General features: G+C 64.6%; 10 protein-coding genes (1 of these 10 cut by a window edge). 2 read left to right on the top strand and 8 right to left on the bottom strand.

Annotated elements, in window-relative coordinates; all coding sequences use genetic code 11:
- Window positions 1-771, top strand: the final stretch of a protein-coding gene (locus DH08_RS28265; protein WP_192182539.1) for a M23 family metallopeptidase. 1,194 nt of this gene lie to the left of the window's left edge; only the last 771 of its 1,965 coding nucleotides appear in the window; its start codon lies off the left edge, out of view; its stop codon occupies window positions 769-771.
- Between the two features lie 30 nt (window positions 772-801).
- Here the strand turns inward: DH08_RS28265 and DH08_RS28260 are convergent, their stop codons facing one another.
- Window positions 802-2,361 (bottom strand): MFS transporter, encoded by a 1,560-nt coding sequence (locus tag DH08_RS28260; protein WP_192182538.1) that lies wholly within the window; start codon window positions 2,359-2,361, stop codon window positions 802-804.
- Window positions 2,362-2,530: 169 nt separating this feature from the next.
- Between DH08_RS28260 and DH08_RS28255 the strand changes: the two genes are divergently transcribed.
- Window positions 2,531-3,163, top strand: coding sequence for a TMEM175 family protein (locus DH08_RS28255; protein WP_192182537.1), 633 nt, complete (start codon window positions 2,531-2,533; stop codon window positions 3,161-3,163).
- Here the strand turns inward: DH08_RS28255 and DH08_RS28250 are convergent.
- The 7 genes from DH08_RS28250 to ptsP all read right to left on the bottom strand — a co-directional run bounded on the left by DH08_RS28250 (window position 3,137) and on the right by ptsP (window position 13,635).
- Window positions 3,137-4,639 carry a L,D-transpeptidase family protein gene (locus tag DH08_RS28250; protein WP_192182536.1) on the bottom strand — a complete coding sequence of 501 codons (1,503 nt, stop codon included), beginning with the start codon at window positions 4,637-4,639 and terminating at the stop codon, window positions 3,137-3,139. The two genes, DH08_RS28255 and DH08_RS28250, sit on opposite strands and share 27 nt — an antisense overlap.
- A 175-nt stretch (window positions 4,640-4,814) precedes the next feature.
- Window positions 4,815-5,189, bottom strand: a complete 375-nt coding sequence (locus DH08_RS28245; protein WP_192182535.1) for an MmcQ/YjbR family DNA-binding protein — start codon at window positions 5,187-5,189, stop codon at window positions 4,815-4,817.
- Between the two features lie 71 nt (window positions 5,190-5,260).
- The gene (gene clpB, locus DH08_RS28240; RefSeq protein ID WP_192182534.1) at window positions 5,261-7,867 is read right to left on the bottom strand and encodes an ATP-dependent chaperone ClpB; all 2,607 of its coding nucleotides are present in this window, start codon (window positions 7,865-7,867) and stop codon (window positions 5,261-5,263) included.
- 232 nt (window positions 7,868-8,099) lie between these two features.
- On the bottom strand, window positions 8,100-9,077 hold the full coding sequence (locus DH08_RS28235) for a DUF4167 domain-containing protein (protein WP_246801018.1): 978 nt from the start codon (window positions 9,075-9,077) through the stop codon (window positions 8,100-8,102).
- 328 nt (window positions 9,078-9,405) lie between these two features.
- On the bottom strand, window positions 9,406-10,284 hold the full coding sequence (gene prmC / locus DH08_RS28230) for a peptide chain release factor N(5)-glutamine methyltransferase (RefSeq protein WP_192182532.1): 879 nt from the start codon (window positions 10,282-10,284) through the stop codon (window positions 9,406-9,408).
- A complete protein-coding gene (gene prfA / locus DH08_RS28225) occupies window positions 10,277-11,356 on the bottom strand; it encodes a peptide chain release factor 1 (RefSeq protein ID WP_192182531.1) in 1,080 nt (359 codons plus the stop codon). The genes prmC and prfA overlap by 8 nt, the downstream gene beginning before the upstream one ends.
- An 8-nt stretch (window positions 11,357-11,364) precedes the next feature.
- On the bottom strand, window positions 11,365-13,635 hold the full coding sequence (gene ptsP / locus DH08_RS28220; protein WP_192182530.1) for a phosphoenolpyruvate--protein phosphotransferase: 2,271 nt from the start codon (window positions 13,633-13,635) through the stop codon (window positions 11,365-11,367).
- Between the last annotated feature and the right edge of the window lie 78 nt (window positions 13,636-13,713).

The following is a 13,713-nucleotide window of genomic DNA, read 5'->3' as shown; positions in this document are numbered from 1 at the left end:
ATGTCGAAAAAGCTGACCCAGCAGTTGGTCCGGCTGCTGGCTTCCGGCGTCGACTTCCAGTCACGACTGAGCCCCGCGGACCGTATCGACGTCCTGTTTTCGCAACCGGACGGCGACGACCAGGCTTCCGACGAATCCCAACTGCTTTACGTCTCGGCGACCTTCGGTGGGCAGACGCGCAATTTCTACCGCTTCCAGATGCAGGACGGCAGCAGCGACTATTTCGATCAGGACGGCTCGAGCGCCCAGCAGTTCCTGTTGCGCAATCCGCTGCCGGCCGGAAAATTCCGCTCCGGCTTCGGCGCGCGCCGCCACCCGATCCTCGGCTATGTCCGTATGCATACCGGCGTCGACTGGGCAGCTCCGATCGGCACGCCGATCATCGCCGCCGGCAACGGCGTCATCGAGAAGGCCGGCTGGGCCGGTGGCTACGGCAAGCAGATCATCATCCGCCATGCCAATGGCTACGAGACGTCCTACAATCACCAGAGCGCCTTTGCCAAAGGCATGGAGCCGGGCGTCCATGTCCGCCAGGGCCAGACCATCGGCTTTCTCGGCCAGACCGGCCTCGCCACCGGCCCGCATCTTCACTACGAGCTGATCGTCAACGGCACCAAGGTCGACCCGATGCGCGTCCGCCTGCCGGTCGGCAAGGTGCTGAAAGGCGATGACTTGGTTGCGTTCAAGCGTGAACGCGAGCGCATCGACGACCTGCTCAAGCAGGAAGACAACAATCCGCTGAAGGTCGCCAGCGCCAAGGTCGAAGGGTAGACCGGCGTTCCGAATCAGTTGCGCACCGAATCAGTCCGGCTGTTCGTCCGTGCCGCGCGACCATAGTATTGCCCGTCCCGAAACGGTCGTCCAGGCGATGACTGCCGCAAGCAGGCAAAGAAGCGCGGTGACCCAGGCGACGGCCGCGAAGGCCGCGTCGCTGGCGGCGAGCCGCGTTGCATCGAGTTCGGGCGCTAGCCCTGCCGATACCGGTTCGCCGAAACCCGGAATGCCCGGCCTGACGCTGGTGTCCAGCATCGTCGAATAGACCCAGGCCGCCAGCGACCCCATCGCCGCCACCGCGATCAGGCCGCCAATGCGCGAGACGGCGTTGTTTATCCCCGAGGCCGCACCGGTGTCCTTGTCCTCGACCGCCGTCATGATCGCGGTCGACAGCGGCGACACGACCAGCGCCATGCCGAGCCCCATCAGCGCCATCAGCGGAAACACGCCGGTCCAGAAATTGTGGATGCCGGCATGGGCGAGCAGCGCAAGCCCGGCAAAGGCGAAGGCAACGACCAGACTGCCGCTGGAGATCGGAAAGCGCGGCCCGATGCGGTCGGACCACTGGCCGGCCGGCCCCGACAGCAGCGCGATCGACGCCGACAGCGGCAGGAAGATGAAGCCGACCTCGGCCGTGCTCAGCCCCCAGCCGGCGATTAGCAGCATCGGCAGGTAGAACAGATTGGCCGACAGGGCGAAATAGAGGAAGAAGGTCGCCACATTGGCGCCGGCGAAGGCGCCGATGCGAAACAGGTTGAGATCGATCATCGGCTCGCGCTGCCGCAGTTCGAAGGCGATGAAGACGACAAGCAGAACGGCGCCGGCGGCAATGCTTGGACCAGACATGTGGCCGCCGCCTTCAGCGCTCATCGAGGTCAGCCCGTAGGCCAGCGATCCGAAGGCCAGCGTTGCCAGTGCGGCACCGCCGAGATCGAGGCTTCGCTTTTCCGTCGGCGCATCGGCCGGAACCTTGGTCAGGAGAAGATAGATCGAGAGCAGTCCGAGCGGCAGGTTGATGGCGAAGATCGCCCGCCAGATCCAGTCGCCGAAGGTCGACAGCACCAGCCCGCCCAGCACCGGGCCAAGCGCCGTCGTCAGTGCCGAGGCCGCCGCCCAGATGCCGATCGCCCGGCCGCGCTCCTTCTTCGGATAGGCCTTGGCGATGATGGCGAGACTGCCCGGCACCATGATCGCGGCGCCGATGCCTTGCAGGGCGCGAAACGCAATCAGCACGCCGGCATTGGGCGCCACCGCGCAGGCGAGAGACGCGGCAATGAACAGGGCGATGCCGACGACGAAGGCGAGCCGAAGGCCGAACCGATCGCCCGCAGCACCGCCGGCAAGGATCAGCGCCGAAAGCGTCAGCGCGTAGGCGTTGGAAATCCATTGTGCCTCGGCGAGGCTGGCACCAAGATCGACGCGTATCGCCGGGGTGGCGATGGCCAGGATCGAGCCGTCGATGAAGCCGAGCGCCGACGCCAGGATCGCCGCGATCAGCACGAACCTGCGCCGCGATTGCGGACAGAACGTTCCGTTTGCAATGGCGCCAGTAAGGGGGATGGCGGCAGCTTCGCTTGGCGACTTCATATGGGCTTGCTTAGACCTCCGCTACGGCCGCAACAACCGGCCAGCGGGCCGTTCTCGTTGAAACCAGCCACGACCTGCCCGAATGAGCAGGCCCGGTCCGATCGGCGTGCAATGTCCGGATGTCGTGTTAAGTCTTTGCGGGAGAGCCGCAAGCAAAAGGGGAAGCCTGATGAAACGACCGCTCGAACCGTCGGCCGAGGCACGCGGGCGCGTCGTCGGCATCACCGACGGTGTTTTCGCCATCGCGCTCACCTTGATCGTGCTCGAGATCAGGGTGCCGGCGCACGAGGCGGTCCATTCCGAAGCCGAACTGCTTTCCGCCATCGCGGCGCTGGCGCCGCGCTTTCTGACCTATGCGCTGAGCTTCCTGACGCTGACCATCTTCTGGTTCGGCCAGCAGGCGCAGCACGGGCTGATCGCCCGGTCCGACAGGCGGCTGGCGACGCTCAACCTCTGCTTTCTCGCCTTCATCGCCTTGCTGCCCTTCTCTACCGACCTTCTGGCCGACTTCCTCGAATTCAGAACAGCGGTGCTGGTCTATTGGCTGAACCTGCTGATGCTCGGCGCGACGCTGTTCGCCAGCTGGCACTATGCGGTGAAGAACGGTTTTCTTGCCGAAGGCGTCGATGCGGAAACGACCCACACAGTCTACCAGCGCATCGTCAAGGCGCAGATGCTGTGGGCGATCGGCGCAGCACTTAGTTTGATAAGCCCCTTGCTCAGCGTCGGCTTCATCCTGGTGGTGCAGCTGATCTACGCCACCGCGCTGCGCGGCTCACTGCTGCGCAAGGTCATCGGCTGAAGATCCGCCGACGAATTCGACGGTCACACCCGGCGAGACGAGCTTGGCCAGTTCACGCGCGTCCCAGTTGGTCAGGCGCACGCAGCCATGGCTCTCGGTCTTGCCGATCTTCGACGGCTCGGGCGTGCCGTGGATGCCGTAGGTCGGCTTGTCCAGCGCGATCCACACCGAGCCGACCGGGCCGTTCGGGCCCGGCGGGATGGTCAGGATCTTGTCGTTCTGGCCCTGCTTGAAATTGATGCTCGGATTGTAGGTGTAGTTGGGGTCGAGCGCGACCCGCGATACCGTGTGGATGCCGGAGGGTGACGGCGTGTCCGAAGAACCGATCGTGGCCGGATAGGCTGCCACCAGCTTGCCCGCCGCGTCATAGGCGAACACTTCTTTCTTGCCCTTGTCGGCAACGATTCGCGCAACCGGCGTCGACACCAGCCTGCCGAAATTGGCGACTTTGATAATGGTGCCGGGGCGGTTGAAGTTGGCCTCCGGATTGAGCGCCTTGAGATAATTCTCGTCCATGTGGAAGCGCTCCGCCAGCGCTTCGGTCACCGAAGTGTAGCCCATGCGGTCGAGCTGCGCCTTTTGGCTGTAGTCTTCCGGTATCGAGGCGACATAAGGACCGGCCGCGTCCTCGGCCGTGATCGTGTAGTTGGCGAAGGCATCGCCGCCGGATTGCGCCAGCGCTGCCTGGATGCCGACCGCATCGGTCGACTTGAGATTGCTGCCGGTGATCTCGTTGTAGGCGGCTACAGCCTTATCGACATTGGAGCCGAATCGCCCGTCGATGACGCCGGGCGAAGCGCCGGCACGATCGAGCAGAACCTGCAAGGCCGCCACGTCCTGACGTGTGCCGAGCGAAAGCGACGGATCGACGACCGTCTTGCCGTCAACCTTCGGCGGCAGCGCTGCCTCGTCGCCGGGTGCCGCCGGCTGGACCGGATCTATCGAAGCCTCGTCGAGCGGCTGGCGCTTGATGCCGTCCGGTTGATCAGGCTGGGACTCGTCCGGATAAGTGTTGCCGTAGGTCCCCTCGTCCCGGGGCGCGTCCGGAAAGACCTGATCCGAATTGTCGCCATAGGGATCATTTTCGTCGACCGGCGGCGGGATGACAGTGCCTTCCTCTTCCAGCTGCTTGCGGCGGAAGCGGGCCATGTCCTCGGGATCGTCGAGATAATAGCGGTCCTCGTCCTCGACCGGCGCGCGCCCGAGCTGCTGCATCCGCAACTGGCGGCGCAGCGCACGGCGGTCGAGCCTGGTCTGCGGCGGCTGGATGGCGATGACCTTGCCGGTGTCGGCATCGACGATGACGCGGTTGCCCCTGGCGTCGTAATAGATGTCGAGATTGCCGTCCTGGGCGAGAAGGATCCCGCCGGAATTGGCGGTGCGGGTTCGTGCTCCTTCCTCACCCGGCGCGGCGAACACGCCGGAAGACACCAGTCCGGCGGCGAGTGCCGAAAGGCAGAAGATGGTGCGCAGCATTGTAGCCAAACTCTCCGTAATTGCCGCCGCCCGGCACAGTCCCTTTACGGCGAACCCCTTCGCCAGCAAACCATTTACCAACCTTAAGGTTCCAATATGAACCGGGCATGAAGATGGCGGTTTTCCGGCGGCTAGACCATGATCACGAAAAGTGGAATCCGGTTTTCGGAAAAGATCATGGTCCAGGGGAAAGAGGCAGCCCAAGTTCCTTGCGTGTCTGTTTCGTCAGCTTGAGGACGACGAGGCGATGGCTCTCGCCGACATAGTCCTTCAGCGCGGCATCATCCATGCTCTGGCTTGTCTGACGCTGGATCCATTTCATACCGCGCGAGGCGAGGTAAGGCGCCGGCCGAAGGCCCGGCTGCTCCTTCAGCACGTCATAGGCGATTTCAGAGCATTTGAAGGTGACGAAAAGCTGCCCGCCATCGTTCCAGCCGCCGATCGCAAAGACCTTGCCGCCGACCTTCCAGACATGGGCGCCGCCCCACTGGACGACATGGGTCGTCTGCGGCAGCGAGGCGCAGAAGCCGTTGTAGTCGTCCAGCGTCATCCGCGCCTCATTGTTTCAAACAAGAAAGAGCGGCGAAACAAGCTTCGCCGCTCCGGGTAAGGCAAAACGGCTCAGGCCGCCGCCTCGGTCGCGACGACCGTCGGCTTCGATCGAAAATTCAACCGGTCGGAACCGGCAGTGACCTTGACCGTCGAGCCGTCGAGGATCTCGCCGAGCAAGATCTTTTCCGCCAACGGGTCCTGCAGTTCCTTCTGCATCACCCGCTTCAGCGGCCGCGCACCATAGGCCGGATCGTAACCCTTGGCCGCCAGCCAGTCGATCGCCTCCTGGTCCAGCGCCAGCGTGATCTTGCGATCGACGAGCAGGTTCTCCAGCCGCTTGAGCTGGATCTCGACGATGCGGCCCATATCCTGCCGACGCAGCCGGTGGAACAGGATCACTTCGTCGACGCGGTTGAGGAATTCCGGCCGGAACGACGCCCTGACGACGCCCATCACCTCGTCGCGCACGGCATCGACATCCTGATCCTCGCCGAGGCTGACCAGATATTCGGCGCCGAGGTTCGACGTCATGATGATCAGCGTGTTGCGGAAATCGACCGTGCGGCCCTGCCCGTCGGTAAGCCGCCCGTCGTCGAGCACCTGCAACAGCACGTTGAACACGTCCGGATGCGCCTTCTCGATCTCATCGAACAGCACGACCTGATAGGGCCGGCGCCGCACCGCTTCTGTCAGCGCTCCGCCTTCCTCATAGCCGACATAGCCGGGAGGTGCGCCGATCAGCCGGGCGACCGAATGCTTTTCCATGAACTCCGACATGTCGATGCGCACCATGGCGCTCTCGTCGTCGAACAGGAAGTTCGCCAGCGCCTTGGTCAGCTCGGTCTTGCCGACGCCGGTCGGGCCGAGGAACATGAACGAGCCGATCGGCCGGTTCGGGTCCTGCAGGCCCGCGCGAGCCCGGCGCACGGCTTTCGACACGGCCTGCACCGCCTCGCCCTGGCCGACGACACGCTTGCCGATCTCGTCTTCCATGCGCAGCAGCTTGTCGCGCTCGCCTTCCAGCATCTTGTCGACCGGAATGCCGGTCCAGCGCGACACGATATGGGCGACGTGATCAGGGGTGACCACTTCTTCGACCATGCCGACCTTGCCGTCCTGCGCCTCAGCCTCCTTCAGCTTCTTTTCCAGCTCGGGGATGCGGCCATAGGCAAGCTCGCCGGCGCGCTGGAACTCGCCCTTGCGCTGGGCGATGGCCAGTTCGTTGCGCGCCTCGTCGAGCTGCTTCTTGAGATCGGCGGCCAGCCCGAGCTTCTGCTTCTCCGCCTGCCACTTCGAGGTCAGCCCGGTCGACTCCTCTTCCAGGTCTGCAAGCTCCTTCTCGAGGCGAGCGAGCCGGTCCTTCGACGCGTCGTCCTTCTCGACCTTCAACGCCTCGCGCTCGATCTTGAGCTGCATGATGCGGCGGTCGACCTCGTCCAGCGCCTCGGGCTTGGAATCGACCTGCATCCTCAATCGCGACGCGGCCTCGTCGACAAGATCGATCGCCTTGTCCGGCAGGAAGCGGTCGGCGATGTAGCGGTTCGATAGCGTCGCCGCGGCGACCAGCGCCGAATCGGAGATGCGCACCTTGTGGTGCTGCTCGTATTTCTCCTTCAGGCCGCGCAGGATCGAGACGGTGTCCTCGACCGTCGGCTCGTTGACGAACACCGGCTGGAAGCGGCGGGCAAGCGCCGCGTCCTTCTCGACATGCTTGCGGTATTCGTCGAGCGTGGTCGCGCCCACGCAGTGCAGTTCGCCACGCGCCAGCGCCGGCTTCAGCAGGTTCGACGCATCCATCGCCCCGTCGGCCTTGCCGGCACCGACCAGGGTGTGCATCTCGTCGATGAACAGGATGATGCCGCCGGCGGCAGCGGTCACCTCGTTGAGCACAGCCTTCAACCGCTCCTCGAACTCGCCGCGATACTTGGCGCCGGCAATCAGCGCGCCCATGTCGAGCGCCATCAATTGCTTGTCCTTCAGCGATTCCGGCACGTCGCCATTGACGATGCGCAGCGCCAGCCCTTCGGCGATCGCCGTCTTGCCGACGCCGGGCTCGCCGATCAGCACCGGATTGTTCTTGGTTCGGCGCGACAGCACCTGGATGGTGCGCCTGATCTCGTCGTCACGGCCGATGACCGGATCGAGCTTGCCGGCGCGGGCGTCGGCCGTCAGGTCGCGCGCGTACTTCTTCAGCGCATCGTAGCCCTGCTCGGCGCTCGCCGAATCGGCTGTGCGGCCTTTGCGGACCTCGTTGATGACCTGGTTCAGCGCCTGCGCGGTGACGCCCGCCTTGCTCAGAATCTCGGCGCTCTTGGCCGACTTCTCCATGGCCAGCGCCTGCAGCAGCCGTTCGACGGTGACGAAGCTGTCGCCGGCCTTCTTGGCCAGATCTTCGGCGGTCGAAAACACCTTGGCCAAAGGCTGCGCCAGATAGAGCTGGCCATTGCCGCCTTCCACCTTGGGCATTGCATCGAGCGCCGACTCGACGCCGAGCTTGACGTCGCGGACATTGCCGCCGGCGCGCTCGATCAGCGACGCGGCCAAGCCCTCGTCGTCATCGACGAGCACTTTCAGCATATGTTCGGGGGTGAATTGCTGGTGATTGCGCGAGAGCGCCATGGTCTGCGCGGACTGGATGAAACCGCGCACGCGCTCTGAATATTTCTCAAGGTTCATATCTGTCTCCTTCCTTCACCGGCCCGCTTTGCGGCACCGGATCAGATTGCGGTGACGGATCCGCTCCTTCGAGCCGGATCCTGTTCAGGCGAGATATGGTGCAGCGGCAATGGGCACTCAAGACGTCCAGATGACTGGGAACGCATATTATTCCACTGGTGCGCAAACGAAAACGGCGGAGATTTCTCTCCGCCGTTCAATGGCCTGAAAGCCCTGTTCGAGCTGGATTCGATCAGTTGTCGACGTCGACGATGGCCGGGTCGTTGGCGGCGCCTTCGGCCGGTGCCGCATTCACCTCATCGCCACCGGCATTGTCGCTGCCGCCTTCGGCCTGATTGTCTGCCTGGTCGGCAGTGGTGCGCGGACGGCGCGGGCGCCGCGGACGACGTGCGCCACCGTCGGCGGTGGCTTCGTTGCGCTCCGCCTGAGCGGCAAGATCGGCCGGCGAAAAATTGCCGAACAGCGGCGCGGGCTCGGCCGAAAAAGGCGGTTCTGCGGGCGCGGTGAAAGTAGGTTCAGCCTGGGGCACGAAACCAGTTTCGGCCTGGGGCGCGAAGCTCGTTTCGGTCTGGGAAACAGCTTCCGACTGCACCGGCGTCTCGCTGGAGCGATTCTGGTCGAAGCGCTGGCCGCCCTGCTCGCCGCGCGAATTATGGTCGCCGCGCTGGCTATTCTGGCCATAGCCGCCATTGGGGCGGCGGTCGCGGTGGCGCCCGCCATTGTCGCGACCGTTGTTGTCGCGGTTGTTGCGATTGTCGCGGCCGCTTTCCTGGTTGAAAGCCACTTCGGCCGGCGTGCCCTCGATCACCGGCTGTGGGCCGGCGCCGTGGCTTACCGCCTGATTGTCGCTGACATTGTTGCCGCTGTTGCCGGCATTGTCGAACTCGTCGCGATCTTCGTCGCCGTCATCGTCAAAGTCGTCGCGGTTCTGCTGGACGTTCTGGATCGGCATCTGCGCCTGGGCGGCGGCAATGATGCGATTGTAGTGTTCGGCGTGCTGGAGATAGTTCTCCGCCATCACCCGGTCGCCGGAGCTTTGCGCGTCACGGGCGAGTGTGGCGTATTTCTCGGCGATCTGCTGAGCCGATCCGCGGATCTTCACATCCGGGCCGTTGCTCTCGTAGTTGCGCGTCAGGGGATTGGGACCCTTGCGGTTGTTGTTGTTATTATTGTTGCCACCGCCGCCGCCATTGTTGTTGCGACCGCGCATGCGCCTGTTCTGCTGTTGTGGCCTCATTCGACTCTCTTCAGTGTGAAATTTTCGAAAACTCTTCACGAACGGAGGCGCTCATGCAGCCAGCCGTTTCGTTTCTTCACCGGCGTTCGCCCGCATCAATTGCGTTGGCGCCACGTGCCATCCTGTTCCGGTTACATCACTTGCCGGACGATTCCCGCACGAAGCTTGGGCGTCGTTTGCGCAAGAAGGCAGCTATTTCCAAGGAAAACCGAATCGCTAAGAGCACTGCCTGCTTCGTCTCATCCGGTTGGGGCGACCCTAGCCGCATTCCCCGGCATTGCCAAGCCCTTTTTGCACTGCATCAGGGCTTTGTCCGTTCAAACACCAGAACCCTGTCGTTTCCACCAAGGTCACGAAACGCCCCGGCCAGACTGTAGCCGGCTGTCACGAACATCGCCGTGACCTCATTGCGTTGCGTGTGGCCGATCTCGACCGCAACCCTGCCTTGAACTTCCAGAAACCTTGCCGCCTCCGCGGCGATGATCCTGTAGGGGCCAAGACCGTCCGCACCACCATCCAGGGCCAGATGCGGATCGAAATCGCGGACCTCGTCCTGCAGATTTCCAATGTCCTGGCTAGGTATATAGGGCGGGTTTGCGGCAATTAAATGGTACCGGCCCGAAACTTTTGCGAACCAGTCGGACTGCAGCGTCTCGAACCGGTCGGCAAATCCCAACTTCTGGGCATTGCGCCTGGCGGTTGCCAGGGCCTCTTCCGAGAGGTCGACGCCGGTGGCGACCGCGCCGGGAACGGCGCTGAGCAATGCCAGCGCGATGGCGCCGGTACCGGTGCCGAGATCGAGAATGCGGCATTCGCTCTGCCGAACCACCGTCGCCCCGACAAAGGGCAGAACCGCCTCGACCAGCGTTTCTGTGTCCGGCCGCGGCTCCAGCGTGTCCGGCGAAAGCTCGAAGCGCAGGCCGTAGAACTCGCGGTAACCGAGGATGCGATGCACCGGTTCGCCCGCGGCACGCCGGTTCAGCGCAGTATCGATTGCGGCCATTGCATTCGCCTCGACGACTAGCTGGGGTTCGGCGATGGCCTGGGTGCGGGTCGTGCCCGAAAAATGCTCGACGATCAGCCTGGCGTCCAGCGCCGGGTCGGCCACGCCGGCGGCGGCAAGACGGTCGCGCGCCGCCCGCAGCAGCGGCCCGAGCGTCTCGGGCAAACTGTCAGCCATCGACGCCCATATCGGCGAGCAGCTTCGACTGGTGATCGGCGATCAGCGCGTCGATGACCTCGTCAAGCTCGCCCATCATCACCCGGTCGAGCTTGTAGAGCGTCAGGTTGATGCGATGGTCGGTGAGACGCCCTTGCGGGAAATTGTAGGTGCGGATGCGTTCCGACCTGTCACCAGAGCCGACTTGCGACTTGCGCGATTCGGAGCGTTCCTCGTCCGCCTTGCCGCGTTCGAGATCGTAAAGCCTGGCCCGCAGGATCTGCATGGCGCGCGCCCGGTTTTGGTGCTGCGACTTTTCCGCCTGCACCACCATGATGCCGGTCGGCAGATGGGTGATGCGCACTGCCGAATCGGTGGTGTTGACGTGCTGGCCGCCGGAGCCCGAGGCGCGCATCGTGTCGATGCGGATGTCTTCGGCGCGGATCTCGATATCGACCTCTTCGGCTTCCGGCAGCACGGCAACGGTTGCCGCCGAAGTGTGGATGCGCCCGCCGGCCTCGGTCGCCGGCACGCGCTGCACGCGGTGCACGCCGGACTCGAATTTCAGATGCGCGAACACGCCCTTGCCCGACACAGTGGCGATGATTTCCTTGTAGCCGCCGACCTCGCCGTCGCTGGCCGAAGCCACCTCGAAACGCCAACCGCGCGACGCCGCGTAGCGCTCGTACATGCGAAACAGGTCGCCGGCGAACAGCGCCGCCTCGTCGCCGCCGGTGCCGGCGCGGATTTCGAGGATGGCATTCTTCTCGTCGGCGGCATCCTTGGGCAAAAGCAGGATCTGGATGTCCTTCTGCAGCGCCTCGATGCGCTCCCTGACCTCGGGCAGGTCGGCCTCTGCCAATGCCCGCATCTCGGCGTCGGTGGCCTTGTCGGCGAGCATCGCCTCCAGGTCGGCCTGTTCGTGCTCGGCCGCGCGCAGCGCCCTGATCCTGGCCACCATCTCCTGGATGTCGGCATATTCGGACGCCATGCGGACATAGGCATCCGCCGCCGGCCCGGCCGACATCTGCGCTTCGAGCATGTCGAAACGCTTGACGACTTGATCCATACGGTCGCGGGGCAGGTTGATCATGGCGGATGCTATAGCGGGATAGAACGGTCGTCGGCAAAGGCCTGCAGCAGCGCCCGCATCGGCAGGCCGTGAGCGGGCGCCATGAGGTTGTCGTCGAAGAAGGCCTGCAGCTCGTCCAGCGGCAGTTCCGTCAGCATCGCCTTCACCGGACCGATCGAGGCCGGCGACATCGAGATCGATCGGTAGCCGAGGCCGATCAGCGCCATCGCGGATATGGGTTTGCCGGCCAGTTCGCCGCAGAGCGTCACCGGCGTATGGTTGCGGGCACCGGCGTCGGCGATCTGCTTCAGCACCCGCAGGAACGGCGTCGACAGCGTGTCGAAGCGGTCGGACAATTGCGTGTTGCCGCGATCGACCGCCATGACGAACTGGAACAGATCGTTGGAGCCGACCGAGACGAAGTCGACCGCCTTCATCAGCTCGTCGAGCTGGAACAGCAGCGACGGCACTTCCAGCATGGCGCCGAGCTTGAGGCTGGTCGGCAGATGATGGGCGAAGCGTGACAGATGCCGCACCTCGCGGTCGATGATCTCGCGCGCCTGCGCGATCTCGCCGAGTTCCGTCACCATCGGCAGCATCAGCTTCAGTTCGCGTCCGCCGGACGCCTTCAGCAGGGCGCGGATCTGCGTCCTGAGCAGGCCGGGACGGTCGAGCGTCAGCCGGATCGCCCGCCAGCCGAGCGCCGGGTTCTCTTCCTGGATCGCGCCCTTGAAGTAAGGCAGCACCTTGTCGCCGCCGATATCGATAGTGCGGAAGGTCACCGGCTTGCCGCGCGCCGCGTCTAGCACGTCGCGATAGAGCCGCTCCTGCGCCTCGGCGCGCGGGAAGGTCGAGGCGACCATGAACTGCAGTTCGGTGCGGAACAGCCCAATGCCGGCCGCACCCGCCTCGGCGAGCTGCGGCAAGTCGACCGCCAAGCCGGCATTCATCAGCAAATCGACCTGGATGCCGTCCTTGGTCATCGACGGCTTCTTGCGCAGTTCCCGGTAGACTTCCTGCCGGCGCGCCCGGAAGCGGACCTTTTCGGCATAGGCGGCTTCGAGGTCTGGCTGTGGCCGCAGGTGGATAATGCCTTCCTCGCCGTCGACGATGATGGCGTCGCCGTTTTCCGCCATGGAAACGGCGCCCTTCATCTGGCCGGCGACCGGGATGCCCATGGCGCGCGCCACGATGACGACATGGCTGGTCGCGGCACCATCTTCCAGTACCACGCCGCGCAGCTTGTCGCGGGGATAATCGAGCAGTTCGGCAGCCCCCATCGAGCGGGCGACGATGATGGCGTCCTTCGGCAGCGAAGCCGCGACATCCTCCGGTCCGCGCCCCATCAGCTGTCGCAGCAGCCGGTTGGCGAGGTCGTCGAAATCGCTCATCCGCTCGCGCAGATAAGGGTCGGTCATGTGCAGCATGCGGGCGCGCATGTCGCTCTGCACCTTTTCGACAGCCGCTTCCGCCGTCAGGCCATTGCGGATCGCCTCTTCCAGCCGGCGCACCCAGCCGCTGTCGTTGGCGAACATGCGATAGGCTTCGAGCACCTCGCGATGCTCGCCCTCGAAGGCGACCTCACGGCGCTCCAGCATGTCGTCGATGGAGAGCCTGAGCGAGCCCAGCGAGGCCTGCAGCCGGCGCACTTCCTCCTCGCTATCCTCGTTGAACAGATTGGTGACGACGATGCGCGGCTCGTGCAGCACGACGTGGCCGAGCCCGACGCCTTCGTTGAAGGACAGGCCGGTGAAGCTGACCGGGCGGCGCAGGTCGAGTTCGAGTCCCGGCCGGGTGAGCCGGGCGAGGTCGCCCGTGGCGATCATCTCGGCGATCACCATCGCCGTGGTTTCCAGCGCCTCGACCTCGTCGTCGCGGTAGTGGCGCATGGTCTTGTTCTGCACCACGAGAACGCCGAGCGTGCGCCCTGCCCGCAGCACCGGCACGCCGAGGAAGGAATTGTAGATCTCCTCCCCGGTCTCCGGCAGGTAGGCGAAGGCCGGATGTTCCTGCGCGTTCGAGAGGTTGAGGGGCCGCGCGCTGGCCGCGATCGTGCCGACCAGGCCTTGCCCGAGCCTCAGCTGCGCCAAATGGACGGCGTTCGGGTTCAGACCTTCGGTGGCGTAGAGCTCGAGTACCGAATCGGCGCGCAGTACATAGAGCGAGCAGACTTCGGCGACCATGTTGGAGGCGATGTCGCGCACGATCCGGTCGAGCCGCTCCTGCGGCTCCAGCGGCTCTTGCATGAGCTCGCGGAGCCGTTTCAGCAGAACGCGCGGGCCACTGGCCGTATCACGCATCGCGGCTTCTTCTCCAATAGAGTCCTTGCCGGCGCAGTTTCAGCTGTGCCCGGCACTCACGCAACAACTGATTCAGTC

This window comes from Mesorhizobium amorphae (assembly GCF_014843845.1).
Classification (GTDB): domain Bacteria; phylum Pseudomonadota; class Alphaproteobacteria; order Rhizobiales; family Rhizobiaceae; genus Mesorhizobium; species Mesorhizobium amorphae_A.
The sequence above is the reverse complement of the archived record's forward strand: the minus strand, read 5'-3'. Positions and strand labels throughout refer to the sequence as shown.